The sequence below is a fragment of the Butyricicoccus pullicaecorum DSM 23266 genome (assembly GCF_900167005.1).
Lineage (GTDB): Bacteria > Bacillota > Clostridia > Oscillospirales > Butyricicoccaceae > Butyricicoccus > Butyricicoccus pullicaecorum.
The window spans coordinates 416,042-431,087 of the sequence record NZ_FUXW01000002.1 but is presented as its reverse complement, the minus strand read 5'-3'; the positions used below and the strand labels follow the sequence as shown (position 1 = coordinate 431,087).

Annotated in this window: 14 protein-coding genes; all 14 read left to right on the top strand. The window is 51.5% G+C overall.

The annotated features are described in order from the left end of the window. Positions 1–91: 91 nt before the first annotated feature. Genes cbiD through cobT form a run of 14 tightly spaced genes read left to right on the top strand, consistent with a single transcriptional unit; the run spans position 92 to position 15,040 of the window. Complete coding sequence (gene cbiD / locus B5D52_RS06295) at positions 92–1,222, top strand: cobalt-precorrin-5B (C(1))-methyltransferase CbiD (protein ID WP_016146765.1); 1,131 nt, start codon at positions 92–94, stop codon at positions 1,220–1,222. Further along, complete coding sequence (gene cobI, locus B5D52_RS06290) at positions 1,219–1,911, top strand: precorrin-2 C(20)-methyltransferase (RefSeq protein ID WP_016146764.1); 693 nt, start codon at positions 1,219–1,221, stop codon at positions 1,909–1,911. Before cbiD ends, cobI begins: the two co-directional genes overlap by 4 nt. Beyond that, positions 1,908–2,663 carry a precorrin-4 C(11)-methyltransferase gene (gene cobM / locus B5D52_RS06285; RefSeq protein WP_016146763.1) on the top strand — a complete coding sequence of 252 codons (756 nt, stop codon included), beginning with the start codon at positions 1,908–1,910 and terminating at the stop codon, positions 2,661–2,663. Before cobI ends, cobM begins: the two co-directional genes overlap by 4 nt. Next, on the top strand, positions 2,660–3,679 hold the full coding sequence (locus B5D52_RS06280) for a cobalt-precorrin 5A hydrolase (RefSeq protein ID WP_016146762.1): 1,020 nt from the start codon (positions 2,660–2,662) through the stop codon (positions 3,677–3,679). Before cobM ends, B5D52_RS06280 begins: the two co-directional genes overlap by 4 nt. Further along, on the top strand, positions 3,676–4,869 hold the full coding sequence (gene hemA, locus B5D52_RS06275) for a glutamyl-tRNA reductase (RefSeq protein ID WP_016146761.1): 1,194 nt from the start codon (positions 3,676–3,678) through the stop codon (positions 4,867–4,869). Before B5D52_RS06280 ends, hemA begins: the two co-directional genes overlap by 4 nt. Then, positions 4,866–5,594, top strand: a complete 729-nt coding sequence (gene cobJ, locus B5D52_RS06270; protein ID WP_016146760.1) for a precorrin-3B C(17)-methyltransferase — start codon at positions 4,866–4,868, stop codon at positions 5,592–5,594. The genes hemA and cobJ overlap by 4 nt, the downstream gene beginning before the upstream one ends. After that, complete coding sequence (cobK, locus tag B5D52_RS06265; RefSeq protein ID WP_016146759.1) at positions 5,591–6,778, top strand: precorrin-6A reductase; 1,188 nt, start codon at positions 5,591–5,593, stop codon at positions 6,776–6,778. The genes cobJ and cobK overlap by 4 nt, the downstream gene beginning before the upstream one ends. 3 nt (positions 6,779–6,781) lie before the next feature. Then, entirely contained in the window at positions 6,782–7,645 is an 864-nt protein-coding gene (gene hemC, locus B5D52_RS06260) for a hydroxymethylbilane synthase (protein WP_016146758.1), read from the top strand. A gap of 6 nt (positions 7,646–7,651) precedes the next feature. Further along, positions 7,652–9,136, top strand: a complete 1,485-nt coding sequence (gene cobA / locus B5D52_RS06255; protein WP_016146757.1) for a uroporphyrinogen-III C-methyltransferase — start codon at positions 7,652–7,654, stop codon at positions 9,134–9,136. A gap of 3 nt (positions 9,137–9,139) precedes the next feature. Then, positions 9,140–10,126, top strand: coding sequence for a porphobilinogen synthase (hemB, locus tag B5D52_RS06250; protein ID WP_016146756.1), 987 nt, complete (start codon positions 9,140–9,142; stop codon positions 10,124–10,126). Continuing rightward, the gene (gene hemL / locus B5D52_RS06245; protein ID WP_016146755.1) at positions 10,126–11,415 is read left to right on the top strand and encodes a glutamate-1-semialdehyde 2,1-aminomutase; all 1,290 of its coding nucleotides are present in this window, start codon (positions 10,126–10,128) and stop codon (positions 11,413–11,415) included. The genes hemB and hemL overlap by 1 nt, the downstream gene beginning before the upstream one ends. A gap of 15 nt (positions 11,416–11,430) precedes the next feature. Next, a complete protein-coding gene (locus B5D52_RS06240; protein WP_016146754.1) occupies positions 11,431–12,627 on the top strand; it encodes a bifunctional cobalt-precorrin-7 (C(5))-methyltransferase/cobalt-precorrin-6B (C(15))-methyltransferase in 1,197 nt (398 codons plus the stop codon). Beyond that, positions 12,624–13,982: a cobyrinic acid a,c-diamide synthase CobB gene (locus B5D52_RS06235; RefSeq protein WP_016146753.1), complete on the top strand. Its 1,359-nt coding sequence runs from the start codon at positions 12,624–12,626 to the stop codon at positions 13,980–13,982. Before B5D52_RS06240 ends, B5D52_RS06235 begins: the two co-directional genes overlap by 4 nt. Next, positions 13,982–15,040 (top strand): nicotinate-nucleotide--dimethylbenzimidazole phosphoribosyltransferase, encoded by a 1,059-nt coding sequence (cobT, locus tag B5D52_RS06230; RefSeq protein WP_016146752.1) that lies wholly within the window; start codon positions 13,982–13,984, stop codon positions 15,038–15,040. Before B5D52_RS06235 ends, cobT begins: the two co-directional genes overlap by 1 nt. Positions 15,041–15,046: the final 6 nt, after the last annotated feature.

The following is a 15,046-nucleotide window of genomic DNA, read 5'->3' as shown; positions in this document are numbered from 1 at the left end:
TGGATGGTATGCGATTTTTTTTGTGCGTTTTTTCAGACTCTGCGCACATCATAATACCAATCATCTTGTTGCGCAGGGAAGGAGGAAGCAAATGTCAAATCTGGTTTACAAAAATCAGACCACTCTCAGACGAGGTTATACGACCGGTTCCTGTGCTGCTGCAGCTGCACAAGCTGCAACGCTCTTGCTCCTTACCGGACAACTGCCCGAAGTGATCGAGCTGCATACGCCAAAAGGAATTGATCTTTTCCTTCATCCCGAGCAGGCCAGCTTCGACGGCACGGTCGCACGCTGCGGTATTCGCAAAGATAGCGGCGATGATCCCGATGTAACAAATGGCATCTGTATTTATGCAGCTGTTCAAAAACAAGAGCAAGAAATCGTAATTCTCGGCGGCGACGGTGTTGGTGTTGTCACACGACCCGGACTTTCTGTCGCAGTTGGCCAACCGGCCATCAATCCCGGCCCGCGGGCACAGATTACCGCAGCAGTTACCACTGCGGTGCAGCAGGCTGAATATACGGGTGGATTGCAAATCACAATTTCAGCCGAAAACGGCGACCAAATTGCCAAACAGACCTACAATGAACACTTAGGTATTGTAGGCGGGATTTCAATTTTGGGAACCAGCGGTATTGTGGAACCGATGAGTGAAACTGCACTCATGGATACGACGCACTTGGAACTTGACAGTCTGTATGCTGCCGGAGCACGAAAAGTTTTAATCTGTCCCGGAAATTACGGTGCAGATTTTGCACGTGATCAGCTCGGACTTGACTTAGACCAAGCTGTTAAGTGCTCCAATTTTATCGGTGATGCACTGGATTATGCTGCCTGGAAAGGTTTCCAGCAGATTTTTCTGGTAGGACATGCCGGAAAATTGGTCAAAATCGCAGCAGGCGTGATGAATACACATTCATCGGTCGCCGATGGCAGACAGGAAATTTTCACCGCGCACGCTGCACTTTGCGGTGCACCGCACGATACTCTGCAAGCTCTCATGCAATCGGTCACAATCGACGCATGCTTAGAAGTATTAGATAAGGTTAATCTACGCGATCCCGTTTTGGAGCGAATCGGTAAGGCTATCGACGAACGACTGCATTACCGTTTACGCGGAAAAGCTGAGATCGGATATTTAATGTTTACCAATCAAAGCGGTGTTTTAGCACAGTCGAAAAATGCTGTAAAACTTTGTGAAGAATTCAGAGGTCTATTATGAATCAAGGAAAATTATATGGAATCGGCGTTGGCCCTGGAGATCCCGAGCTTTTGACCTGTAAAGCTGTCCGCCTCATCAAGGAATGCGATGTCATCGCAGTTCCTAAGGGCGGCAGCGGAGAACAAACTGCATTACAGATCGCCGCAGCTTTCATTCAGGACAAGCCAATCCTGCACTGTGATATGCCCATGACACGCGATCAGGCTGTACTCAATGCCTGCCATGATCAAGCAGCTGATGATATCTGTGCGCTTTTAGATGAAGGAAAAAATGTTGCCTTTTTGACATTGGGTGATCCCGCAGTTTATTCGACCTACTGGTATGTACATCGACGTGTGCAAGCGCGTGGATATACGGTTGAAATCGTTCCCGGTGTACCGTCTTTCTGTGCTGCAGCCGCACGCCTTGGGCAGGCTCTGTGTGAAGGCAGCCAGATGCTGCACATCATCCCGGCATCGCATTCTTCTACCAAGGAAGGTCTTGCGCTGTCCGGCAATAAGATTCTGATGAAGGCAGGAAAATCCATTCTTGAAGTGCGCGATCTGTTGGAGGCCGATGGTAAGCTTGATAGTGCCGCACTGATAGAACGATGCAGCATGGAAGGCGAGCGCGTTGTACGGGATTTACGGGAACTGGACGATCCCACAGGTTACTTTTCGGTCATCTTAGTACGGGAGGAACAGAAATGATTTATTTTGTCGGTGCAGGATCAGGTGCACCCGATTTGATTACCATTCGCGGTGCCAATCTCTTACAAAAGGCAGATGTTGTTGTCTATGCCGGATCTCTGGTAAATCCTGCACTTTTAGAGTATTGCAAAGCAGACTGCCAGATCTATAACAGCGCAACCATGACCCTCGAGGAAGTCATGGATGTTATGATCCCGGCCGCACAAGCTGGACAGCTTGTCGTACGCCTGCACACTGGTGACCCTTGCGTCTATGGCGCACATCGTGAGCAGATGGATATCCTGGATGCACATGAGATCGCGTATGAAGTCGTTCCCGGTGTATCGTCCTTCTGCGGTGCAGCCGCGGCACTCAAAGCCGAGTATACGCTGCCTGATGTCAGCCAGACAGTCATTTTGACTCGTATGGAAGGCCGTACCCCGGTACCGGAAAAAGAAAAGATCGAACTGCTTGCAGCGCACGGTGCTACCATGGTTATTTTCCTGTCTGCCGGTCAGATGGAACAGCTTTCTGAGCGTCTGATTGCTGGCGGCTATGCACCGGATACGCCGGTCGGCATTGTGTATAAGGCAACCTGGCCTGATGAGAAGGTCGTACGAACGACAATCGCACAGATGGCACAGGCTGCAAAGGAGCATAATATTACGAAGACCGCTTTGATCACTGTTGGCAACTTTTTAGGCTCGAATTACGAGCGATCTAAGCTGTACGACCCAACCTTTACAACCGAATTTCGTGAGGCCAAACAGTGATTCGTGCAAAAATTATCTCTTTTACGGCGCGCGGTGCACAAACCGGCAGTCGGATTGCACAAGCGCTGTATCCGGCTCATGCAGAACAGTACGCACGCGGAACCGATCGATCAATTAAAAAGACCAGCCTGTCCCGTATGGTGCAGCAGGCGATGGTTGACTGCGATTTAATTGTTTTTGTCGGTGCTTGCGGCATTGCCGTTCGTTCCTGTGCACCTTATTTACAGGGAAAACAATATGACCCCGCTGTACTTGTCGTCGATGAGAACGCAAAATTTGTGATTTCACTGTTATCCGGTCACATTGGCGGTGCAAATGCACTGACAGAACAGCTTGCGCAAGCGCTTGGTGCGCAAGCAGTGATTACTACGGCAACCGATGGTCGGAACGCATTCGCTGTCGATACCTGGGCACAACAAAATGACTGTACCGTGCATGAGGTGCCACGAATCAAGCATATTTCTGGTGCAATTTTAGCGGGTGATCCTGTCGGGCTGCATAGTGACTTTCCTTTAGAAGGAGAGCTTCCCAAAGAAATTCGGGTAAATGAACCCGCAACCTGTGGAATCGTCTTATCCGTCCGCACGCAGCTGCAGCCTTTTGCTCACACATTGCATGTAATTCCGCGTGTGGTGCATTTGGGAATTGGATGTCGGCGCGGGACCTCTGCGGAACAAATTGAAGCATTCATTACAGAAATTTTAGCAGAGGAGCACATCCCATTTTCAGCCATCCGCCGTGTGGCATCCATTGATTTAAAACAGGATGAGTTGGGATTATGCATGTTCTGCAAGCAGCACAATCTCCCGTTTGTCACATATTCCGCACCCGCATTAGCGCAAGCGCCGGGCTCGTTTACAACTTCCAATTTTGTGCAAAAAACGGTCGGTGTAGATAATGTGTGTGAGCGTTCCGCAGTTCTTTCCAGCTGCGGCGGAACGATTTTGAGAAAGAAAACCGCTCGAGACGGTATGACTGCTGCCTTGGCGATTGAGGATTGGAGGGCACATTTTTGAATATTTGTATGACTGGAATTGACTTCCAGCGCGCAAATCTTTCAGCTCGTGAACCTGTATCGTTTGTGCAGGGACAGGTCGAAACCTTACTGCCTAAGATTCGAGCATTTGACGGTGTATTGGGCTGTGCTCTTCTGGCAACCTGCAACCGAACCGAATTGTATCTGCACACCGAACATCCCGACATTGATCCTTTATTCGTTTTATGTAAAACTGCAGGCATCCCTTATGATGCTTACACAGCAATCTCTACTGTGAGAACCGATCAGGACGCCGTCGCACATCTGATGGAAGTCGCTTCCGGAATGCAGTCACAGATTTTCGGCGACGATCAGATTTTATCTCAGGTGCGCAATGCAATCACACTTTCTCGTCGGTTAGGCTGTGCGGACAGTGTTCTGGATACGCTGTTTCGTCACGCAGTGACCGGTGGAAAGCGCGTCAAAACCGAGACACATCTGATCGGAGTTCCGACTTCGGCTGCACATCGCGGTGTAGAAAAAGCGCGAGACGCCTTGCACGGATTAAACGGAAAGCGCGCTGTCGTGATTGGAAACGGTGAAATGGGTCGCCTGACTGCTACGCTCCTGTATCAGGCAGGATGCGAAGTGACCATCACGCTGCGTACCTACCGGCATGGCGAAACCATCGTTCCGGCCGGATGTAAAACCCATCCCTACGATGATCGATTTTCTATCATCGACGGTGCCGATCTTGTGGTGAGTGCGACGACCAGCCCGCACTTTACACTCACTCACGAGCAAGTACATGCTATGCAAACACCGCCGAAACTGATCGTTGATCTGGCGATGCCGCGTGATATTGACGATGGAATCGCTCAGTTGACGACTGTCTATAATCTCGATGATCTGGGACAGCTTGCAGATGAAAACGCAGACGAGCGCGCAGCCGCAAAGCAGATCCTGGAAGAGGAAGAAACTGAGTTTTACGCTTGGTATGAATATCGAAAGGCGCTGCCGCTGATCGCAGAGATCAAAGACACTGCGGTTGCACGGGTCAAGTATGATCACGCGTTCTCCGGACTCTATGCAGACGGTGATCTGGACGGTTTGACCGAACTTGCAGTACACAAAACCATTGACATGCTGCTCGGCGGCATGAAAGAAATATTGACTGCGGCACAGGTGCAGTCGTGTCTGTCCAAGATGCAGAAAGGAAACGGAAAATGAAACTATATGTAATTGGCATCGGCCCGGGTGGCGAAGAGCAGATGACGCTGCGGGCAGTCCGCGCACTCGAGCAGTGCGACTGCGTCGCAGGTTATGGTTTATATCTGGATCTGATTGATTCTCTCATTCAGGGAAAGGAACGCATTCAGACCGGAATGACTCGTGAAGTTGATCGCTGCACGGCAGCAAGAGATGCTGCTCTGGCGGGTCACACAGTCGCTGTCATTTCGAGCGGCGATGCCGGTATCTACGGCATGGCTGGACTGATGTTTGAAGTATGCGAATCCCATCCGGAGATTGAAATTGAAGTCATCCCCGGTATCACGGCGGCAAGCTCTGGCGGCGCTGTTCTGGGTGCACCTTTGACCAACGACTTTGCAGTTGTAAGCCTTAGCAACCTGCTTACCCCTTGGGAAACCATTGAAAAGCGTCTGCATGCTGCGGCAGCTGGTGATTTTTGTCTGTGTCTGTACAATCCCGCAAGCAAACGCCGCACCGATCATTTGCAGAAGGCATGTGATATTCTGCTGAGCGAACGTGCACCGGAAACACCCTGCGGCATCGTGCGCAACATCGGTCGCGAAGGGGAAGCGTTCACATTGACAACCCTTGGCGCACTGCGAGATACCAACGTTGACATGTTAACGACTGTATTTATCGGAAATTCTCAGACCAAGGTTATCAACGGCCATCTGGTCACCCCGCGCGGTTATCACGGCGTATGAAACAGCTACTGATTTTTTCCGGTACAACAGAAGGACATTTGTTATGCCGGTTTTTATCTTCGCACGGTATTCCGGCGCATGTGTACGTGGCCACTGCCTACGGAGAAGCGGTCATGGAAAAAATGCCCGGAATTACCATACACACGGGTCGCCTCTCATATACTGAGATGGCGCAGCAGATGCACGAAAACTGCGTGGTTGTCGATGCGACCCATCCGTATGCAAGCGAAGTGACCGAGAATATCAAATCGGCCTGTGCAGCTTCCGGTGCCCAGTATCTGCGTCTGGTTCGACCTGCACAATCATCCGACGGCGTGCATATCGTACCCGACACAGCAGCTGCAGTGCAATGGCTCTGCCAGACACCCAGTAAAGTTCTTCTCACAACCGGAAGTAAGGAATTAGATGCCTATACTGCGATTCCAGATTATCAACAGCGCCTCTATCCGCGTGTACTGCCCACAGCCGAAGTGCTTCAAAAATGTGCGGCACTTGGTTTCCCCGGTGCATCCATTTTGGCAATGCAGGGGCCTTTCTCCCACGAGATGAACGTCGCCCTGCTTCATAAGACCGGTGCGTCGATTCTGGTCACAAAGGATACCGGAAAGAGCGGTGGATTTGCAGAAAAGCTATCGGCCGCACGCGAGGTAGGCGTACAGGTACTGATGATCGCCCGTCCGCAAAGCGAAGAGGGATTTACGCTGGAAGAAATGCAGCAAAAGCTCTTAGCAGAATTTGATGTACAGAAGCCTCCTCGATTTCCTTTGTTCGTCTCTCTGCTTGGAAAAAAAGTGGTAATTATTGGTGCAGGAGCAATTGCAGCACGCAGAATCGGTGTCCTGCAAAAGTTCGGTGCAGACATTCATGTGATTGCCCCCGAAATTTCACAGAATATCGACTTGTCAAAGATTCATTATCAAGCGCGCAGTTTTCAGCCTGAAGATATTGACGGTGCATTTCTGGTCATTGCCGCGACCAATGATCGCAATGTAAATCATGAAATCGCCGCACTCTGTAAACAGCACGAGATTCCGGTAAGCGTCGCGGATTGTGCAGAGGAGAGTACCTTTTATTTTCCTGCAATCTGTGAAGGCAGCGGATTGATTGCTGGATTAGTGTCAGATGGTTCCGACCATCACGCAGTATCGCGTACTGCAAAAAAAATTCGCGAGATATTGGAGTAAAAAATGAAAACGATCAAATTAGGTAGCCGAGACAGCAAACTCGCAGTCATCCAAGCAGAAATGGTGCGGGCAGCGGTTCCGGTTCCGTGCGAACTGGTTACTATGAAAACGACCGGAGATATGATTCTGGATCGAACACTAGATCAGATTGGCGGAAAAGGCTTATTTGTTAAGGAACTTGACCGTGCACTGGCTGCCGGAGAGGTAGATTTTACCGTACACAGTCTCAAGGATATGCCAATGGAGCAGCCTGATGGACTGCCCATTGTTGCCTATTCCAAGCGTGCTGATGTACGCGATGCACTGGTGCTGCAAGCCGGTTTGCAGGAGCTCGACTTATCCAAGCCGATCGGATGCGCCAGCGCACGCCGCCGGATTCAGCTCAAGCGACTCTTTCCCGAGGCCGACATTCAGCCGGTACGCGGTAATGTACAGACCCGCTTGCGCAAACTGGATGAAGGTCAGTACGGTGCGCTTGTTCTTGCAGCTGCCGGTCTGCACCGATTGGGTCTGGAAGGACGCATTCATCGGTATTTTTCTCCGGATGAAATTTTACCGGCTGCTGGTCAGGCAATTGTCGCGGTGCAGGGCAGGGAAGGCAGCGACTTATCCTGCCTTTCGGCATTCGCAGATGCAGAGGCACGCGATTGCGCATTGGCAGAACGCAGCTTTACCCGTACGTTAGACGGTGGCTGTTCTTCTCCGGTTGCTGCCTATGCAAAATTAGAGAACGATCACCTCATTCTGCATGGTATGTATGTCAGCGAAGACGAATCGATTGTGCGATTCGGTCAATGCGAAGGGGATCGCTCTCAGGCAGTTGCACTCGGCATTCAGCTGGCACAGCAGCTCAAACAAGCGAGGTAAATGGATATGACAGGAAAAGTAATATTAGTCGGCGCCGGACCTGGCGGTCGCGATCTGTTCACCTTGCGCGGTGCGGAAGCGCTACAAACTGCCGAAGCAGTTGTATATGATCGCTTGGTCAGCCCGGATATTCTGGAACTCATCCCTCAAACTGCTGAACGCGTCAATGTCGGAAAGGAAAACAATCATCATCCGGTTCCGCAAGATCAGATCAATGAAATTTTGGTACGTCTGGCGCAGGAGGGCAAGCAGACCGTTCGTTTGAAGGGCGGCGACTGTTATCTATTCGGTCGCGGTGGAGAAGAATGCGAATATCTGTTAGAGCATGGTATTTCATTCGAAGTTGTCCCCGGCGTAACATCCGCGTTGGCTGTGCCTGCCTATGCAGGTATTCCGGTCACCCATCGTGACTACTGTTCTTCGGTACATATTGTGACTGCGCATGCGCGTGCAGGCAAACCGCTTGACATTCACTTTGACGCATTGGTACAGACCGGTGGTACCTTGGTTTTCCTGATGGGATTGAGTGCTCTGTCTGAAGTTATGCAAGGTTTGCTTTCTGCTGGAATGTCGCCGGATATGCCTGCAGCAGTCATTTCAAACGGTGCCCGTGGCAATCAGAAGAAAGTCATTGCCACGATTTCCACGCTGTATGATGCAGTTCAAGCAGCAGGGCTTAAAAGTCCCGCGCTGATCGTCGTCGGTCGTGTTTGCGAACTTCATTCGGCACTGGACTGGTTTACGCCGTTGCCGCTGCATGGCAAAACCATCGCGGTGACTCGTCCCAAGGAGCGTATCGGCACGCTGTCCAAAAAACTACGCGCATTGGGCGCGAACGTAATCGAGTGTCCCTGCATTGAGACGCAGGAAAGCGAAGACACTGCACTGCTCAAATACGAACTGACCGACCGCTGGGATTGGGTTGTACTGACCAGTCCAGCAGGCGTTTCGGCGATGGTTCATGCTTTGCAGCGTGCAGGTTATGATCTACGTGCTTTATATGGCATGCAATTTGCCGTCATCGGCCCGGGTACTGCGCAAGCACTGGCGGCTTACGGGATTGAAGCCGACTTAATGCCCGACGTATATGATGGGGCACACTTAGGTCAGGCGCTCGTCGATACATTAGACCCAAAGGAACGCGTTTTGATTTTGCGCTCGGCGCAGGGAGGTTCAGAACTCACGGCCAAACTGCGAGAAGCGGAAATCACATTCGCCGATGTTGCAACATATGAAACCGTCTACCGCACCGATCAGGGCGACTTGCTGCGCACAGAACTTGCTAACGGCACGTTGGATGTTGTGACATTCACCAGCGCATCCACCGTGCGTGGTTTTGTCGAAGCCGTAGGCGATCTTGATTTTCAGGCATTTACCGCTTTGTGTATCGGTCAGCAAACTGCTGCTCAGGCACAAAGCTATGGTATGCAGGTAAAAATTGCAAAAACTGCGACCATTGACAGCATGATCGCATGCTTATTGGAGGAATAAACAATGTTTAACGAAACCATTCGTCCGCGCCGTCTGCGCACATCTGATTGTCTGCGCCGTATGGTGCGCGAGACCCGTATCTCACCGGATAGTCTGATCTGGCCGATCTTCGTACGCGAAGGTACGGATATCTATGAAGAAATCCCGTCCTTGCCCGGTCAGTATCATTACAGCCCGGATCAGCTGTACCGCATGATCGAACGCGCACGTGCGCACGGCGTGTCCCGTGTCATTCTGTTCGGTCTGCCTGCGCACAAGGACGAATGCGGTTCGGGTGCTTGGGCTGCTGACGGCATCGTACAGCAGGGCATCCGCAAAATCAAAGAACTGGCGCCTGAAATGTATGTCATTACCGATGTGTGCATGTGTGAATATACCTCGCATGGCCACTGCGGTATTCTGTGCGGTCATGATGTAGACAATGACAAAACCCTTGAGGTTCTGTGCAAAACCGCACTGAGCCACGCACAGGCTGGTGCAGATATGGTTGCACCCAGCGATATGATGGATGGCCGTGTCGCACGCATCCGTGAGATTTTAGATGCCAATGGTTTCCAGAATGTCCCGGTTATGTCTTATGCTGCAAAGTATGCGTCCTATTTCTATGGCCCGTTCCGCGACGCAGCTGGCTCTGCTCCGTCGTTCGGTGATCGCCGTTCCTATCAGATGGATTGGCATAACGCCCGTGAAGCCATGCGGGAATGTGAGCTGGATGTACAGGAAGGCGCAGATATCCTGATGGTCAAGCCGGCACTGAGCTACCTGGATCTCATCCATGAGGCACGCCGCCGTTTTGATCTGCCGATCGCAGCATATTCGGTCAGCGGTGAGTACGCTATGATCAAGGCCGCTGCAAAGGCTGGTTTGATCGATGAGCACGGCGTTATGTGCGAGTCTGCTGTTAGCATTTTCCGTGCTGGCGCAGATATTCTCATTACTTATTATGCCTGTGAACTGGCAGACGCCATTCGGAAGGGAGAGATTGGCTAATGTTGACGCAAGCCCATTCCGAAGCACTGTTTGAACGTGCAAAAAAAGTCCTTCCCGGTGGTGTAAACTCTCCGGTACGTGCCTATCGTTCGGTCGGCGGTACGCCTCCGTTTCTGGTACGCGGAGAGGGAAGTCATGTATGGGATGAAGACGGAAATGAATACGTCGATTTCGTCGGCTCGTGGGGCCCGCTGATTCTCGGTCATAGCCATCCGGCTGTACTGGAAGCGGTCGGACAGGCCATGCAGCACGGCCTGTCCTTTGGCGCACCGACGGCAATCGAAGTAGACGTTGCCGAACTGATTGTATCCATGGTTCCCAATATCGATATGGTACGCATGGTCAATTCAGGTACCGAAGCGGTTATGAGTGCGCTGCGTGTTGCACGCGGTGTGACCGGTCGCGACAAGATCATCAAGTTTGAAGGCTGCTATCATGGTCACAGCGATGCTATGCTGGTCAAGGCTGGCTCGGGTGCTCTGACCGGAGGTGCGCCCGACTCCAAGGGCGTTCCGTCTGCGGTTGCAGCCGATACGCTGATTGCACAGTACAACGATCTCAATTCGGTGCGCGAACTGTTAGAAGCGAACCCGGGACAGGTTGCAGCAATCATTGTAGAGCCGATCGCTGCAAACATGGGTGTTGTCCCGCCTGAACCCGGATTTTTAGAGGGACTTCGTGCGTTGTGCGATGCACATGGTGCTCTGCTGATCTTCGACGAAGTCATCACCGGCTTCCGCCTCGCACGCGGCGGTGCACAGGAATACTTCGGCGTACGTGCCGATCTTGTAACGTTCGGTAAGATCATCGGCGGCGGTATGCCGGTTGGTGCATATGCCGGAAAGCGCGAAATTATGGAGCAGGTTGCACCGACTGGCCCGATTTATCAGGCCGGAACCCTGTCCGGCAATCCGGTTGCGATGGCCGCAGGCTTAACCCAGCTTCAGATTCTGAATGCACACCCTGAAATTTATACCGAAATCGAACATAAGGCACAGCACATGGCAGATGCAATGCGTCAGGCCGCTGCGGCTTCACAGGTTGCATTACAAGTCAATCAGTGCGGTGCGCTTCTGTGTCCGTACTTTACCAGCGAACCTGTACGCTGCTTTGCAGACACGCAGCGGTCGGATCTCGAAAAATTCCGCACGTATTTCTGGGGTATGCAGGATCATCACATGTACATTGCGCCCTCGCAGTACGAAGCAACCTTTGTCAACGCCAGCCACACAGAAGAAGATATCGAAGCATTCTGTCAGGCAGCTGCGGCAGTCATCAACGCATTATAAAAGGAGTCTAACGATATGAGTCGTCGGTTTATCATTATTGGAGCAGGAACAGGACAGGCTGCCAATCTGACCGAAACAGCCAGGCAGGCTTTGATGGACGCTGCCTGCGTATTTGCTGCGCCGCGGTTAGCCGAGCAGCTGGGAGGCCTGCGCGAGATCAAGTCGGCGACCATGTCTCAAATGGTGGAATGGTCGATTGCATGCACGCAATCTCCGATTGCACTGCTGGTGTCTGGTGATTCAGGATTCTTCAGTCTGACGAAATCCATTCAGCATCAGCTGATGGCACACGGCTCGGTTGAAATCTTACCGGGATTGAGCAGCATGCAATACCTCTGCGCAAAATGCGGACAAAGCTATGATGATGCTTACATTCTCAGCCTGCACGGCCGATCCGGCAGTATTTTAGGTGCCGTCAGCTATCACAAGAAAGTATTCGCATTGACTGGCGGCACCCACACGGTACAAAGCATCTGTCAAGATTTGGTGAACGCCGGACTCGGTCATCTGCTTGTCTATGTTGGCGAAGACCTAGGCGCTGCGCAAGAGCGTATTTCTGCCGGAACAGCACAGGAACTGGCGTTACAGTCGTACAGTGATCTGGCTGTACTGTTGGTGCTAAATCCCAATGCAGCTGACTGCCAAAAAGCTCTGAGAGATCGCGACTTTGTGCGTGGTGAGGTGCCAATGACCAAGCAGGAGGTGCGCTGGACTGCTGTAAATCTCCTCGATCTGCAAAAAAGCGATATCGTATATGATATCGGTGCAGGAACCGGGTCGGTATCTATTGAGATGGCACGGCATGCCTGCCAAGGTTTGGTCTACGCCATTGAGCGAAAAGATGCCGGACTCTCTCTGATTGAACAGAACCGACTGGCTTTGGGTGCTGGAAATGTAATTCCAGTCTCGGGATATGCACCCGAAGCGCTGGAAGGTCTACCAACACCGGACGCAGTATTTATCGGCGGCAGCGGGGGAGAGTTACCCGAAATTTTAGCTGTATTGAAACAGAGAAATCCGCATGTCCGCGTTTGTATTAGTGCCATTGCACTGGAAACCATGAGTTGTGCGCTGGAATCCCTCAAAAAATTGGAATTTTCCAACATAGAGGTCTGCCAGATCAGTGCCGCACGCGGCAGACAGGTGGCAAGCTATACCATGATGACAGCAAACAATCCTGTCTTTCTCATTTCCGGAGGTGGTAAGCCGTGACCGGTTCTCAGCCGCGCCTGTTAATTGGTGGCACCGGAAGTGGATGTGGTAAAACCACGGTATCGAGTGCGATTTTACGTGCATTGCAACGACGCGGTGTTTCGTTGTGCGCTTTCAAATGCGGTCCGGATTATATCGACCCTATGTTTCATCGCGCAGCCCTAGGGCTTCCGTCTTATAACTTAGACTTATTCTTTCTGTCTGAATCTCAAATTCGTGCGCTGACTGCACAGCATCTACAAAACGAGACGGTCGGCATTATGGAAGGCGTCATGGGATTCTATGATGGTGTGTCCGGTACAACCGACCAAGCATCTGCTGCGCATCTTGCGCGAGCCACGCAAACACCGGCCATCTTAACCGTACGCCCTAAGGGACAGTCTTTGTCATTGGCCGCTATGGTGCAAGGCTTTCTGCAATTTGCACCAAACACCATTCAGGGTGTCATCTTAAATGATGTGTCCAAAGGGATGTATCCGTTTTACCGCAACATACTGGAACAAGCCGGTGTGAAAGTCTATGGATTTTTGCCGCCGGTACCAGAATCTGAAATTCCAGACCGTCATCTTGGATTGGTAACTGCAGCAGAAATCGGAGATATCCAGACAAAACTGGATCGCTTAGCTGATGCGGCGGAGGAATGTTTAGATCTTAATGGACTGTTGGAGCTTGCACATACCGCACCGCCGCTCACAGACCAGTTCAGTCCGATTACGCCAATTGCACAGACTCCCATTCACATTGGTGTTGCGCAAGACCGTGCATTCTGCTTCTATTATCAGGACAATCTGGACATGCTCACCGCTTTGGGAGCAGAACTAGTACCATTTTCTCCCTTGGAGGATACCTCCTTGCCCGAAGCAATCGACGGTTTGTATATTGGCGGCGGGTATCCCGAACTTTACGCGCCACGTTTGGCTGCAAATCGGCAATTACGTGCCGAACTCAAAGAGAAAATCGGTCAAGGACTTCCCACCATTGCGGAATGCGGCGGTTTTATGTACCTGGGCGAAGAAATTTGCTGTGAAACCGGTGTGTTCCCCATGGTTGGCGCATTGCCCGGACGTGCTGAGCTGACTGCACGTCTTCAAAATTTCGGCTATACCGCCTTAACAGCAAAAAAAGATTGTCTGCTCTGTAAACAAGGACAAGTCTTACCCGCACATGAGTTTCATTACTCAAAATCTGAATTCTCCGGCTGTGATTTTACAGCCAAAAAACCAAACGGAAAGCAATGGGACTGTGTATTCGCGTCACACACCCTATACGCAGGATATCCTCATCTATATTTTCGCGCTATTCCCGCATCCATTCGTCAATTTCTTGAAATTTGTATAGAAATGAGGGCAAAATAATGACTTTGGAACAAACGATTGCGGCTATTCGTCCTCTCTGTGCACAAAGCGCAGAAGAGGCAAAACAGTATTTTTCTTCGATTGCCATTCCTTTAGGTAGTTTGGGAATGCTTCAGGATGCTATTGTACAGATTGCAGGCATTCAGCATCAGGCGCATCCTAAGATCTCTCAGCGATCGGTGGCTGTATTCTGTGCTGACAATGGTGTTGTCGCACAGGGCGTTACCCAGTGCGGACAGGATGTCACGGCAATCGTAACCGAAAACCTCAATCGTGCCCAAACGTCTGTATGCCGAATGGCGCTCCATACCAACGTCCGGGTGCTGCCCATCGATATCGGCGTCGCCTGCGATGTGCAGGGCGAAAAAATCATCCGCCGTAAAATCGCTTACGGTACGCAGGATATGACCCAAGCACCCGCCATGACGCGCGAAGATTGTATTCGTGCGCTCGAAGTCGGCATTGAAATGGCTGAAAAATGCAAGGCCGACGGTGACCATATCGTTGCGGTAGGCGAAATGGGCATCGGCAACACGACATCCACTGCTGCCGTTACGGCTGTCTTAACCGGCCGACCGGTAACCGAAGTGACCGGCCGCGGTGCTGGATTGTCTACCGAAGGACTGCATCGAAAAATCGCAGCAATCAAAAAAGCCATTGCGCTCAATCAGCCCGACCCTTCCGATGTCGTTGATGTCATTTCCAAGGTCGGTGGTTTTGATATTGCTGGTATCACCGGATTTTATCTGGGCGCCGCTGCACAGGGAATGCCGATCGTCGCCGACGGTGTAATCACAGCAGCAGCTGCACTCTGCGCCGTTCGTCTTTGTCCGGCTGTACAGGACTACATCATTTTTGCGCACGAATCTCAGGAACCCGCAGGCAGAGTTCTGCTGGACACCCTTGGCGTGCATCCCTTTATTACCGCAGGCATGCGTCTCGGTGAGGGCACCGGCGCGATTGCTGCAATCGCATTGTTAGATTTGGCTTTTGCTGTGTATGATGAAATGCCCTGTTTTGCCGATACTGCAATCGAAGCCTACCAGCCGTTGACTTGAGGACAC

Excerpts from the sequence above, each read along its gene's own strand:
- hemC (WP_016146758.1), top strand. The coding sequence starts at position 6,782 with ATGAAAACGATCAAATTAGGTAGCCGAGACAGCAAACTCGCAGTCATC.
- cobK (WP_016146759.1), top strand. The coding sequence starts at position 5,591 with ATGAAACAGCTACTGATTTTTTCCGGTACAACAGAAGGACATTTGTTA.
- cobM (WP_016146763.1), top strand. The coding sequence starts at position 1,908 with ATGATTTATTTTGTCGGTGCAGGATCAGGTGCACCCGATTTGATTACC.
- B5D52_RS06240 (WP_016146754.1), top strand. The coding sequence starts at position 11,431 with ATGAGTCGTCGGTTTATCATTATTGGAGCAGGAACAGGACAGGCTGCC.
- cbiD (WP_016146765.1), top strand. The coding sequence starts at position 92 with ATGTCAAATCTGGTTTACAAAAATCAGACCACTCTCAGACGAGGTTAT.
- cobT (WP_016146752.1), top strand. The coding sequence starts at position 13,982 with ATGACTTTGGAACAAACGATTGCGGCTATTCGTCCTCTCTGTGCACAA.
- hemB (WP_016146756.1), top strand. The coding sequence starts at position 9,140 with ATGTTTAACGAAACCATTCGTCCGCGCCGTCTGCGCACATCTGATTGT.
- cobI (WP_016146764.1), top strand. The coding sequence starts at position 1,219 with ATGAATCAAGGAAAATTATATGGAATCGGCGTTGGCCCTGGAGATCCC.
- hemL (WP_016146755.1), top strand. The coding sequence starts at position 10,126 with ATGTTGACGCAAGCCCATTCCGAAGCACTGTTTGAACGTGCAAAAAAA.
- cobJ (WP_016146760.1), top strand. The coding sequence starts at position 4,866 with ATGAAACTATATGTAATTGGCATCGGCCCGGGTGGCGAAGAGCAGATG.
- cobA (WP_016146757.1), top strand. The coding sequence starts at position 7,652 with ATGACAGGAAAAGTAATATTAGTCGGCGCCGGACCTGGCGGTCGCGAT.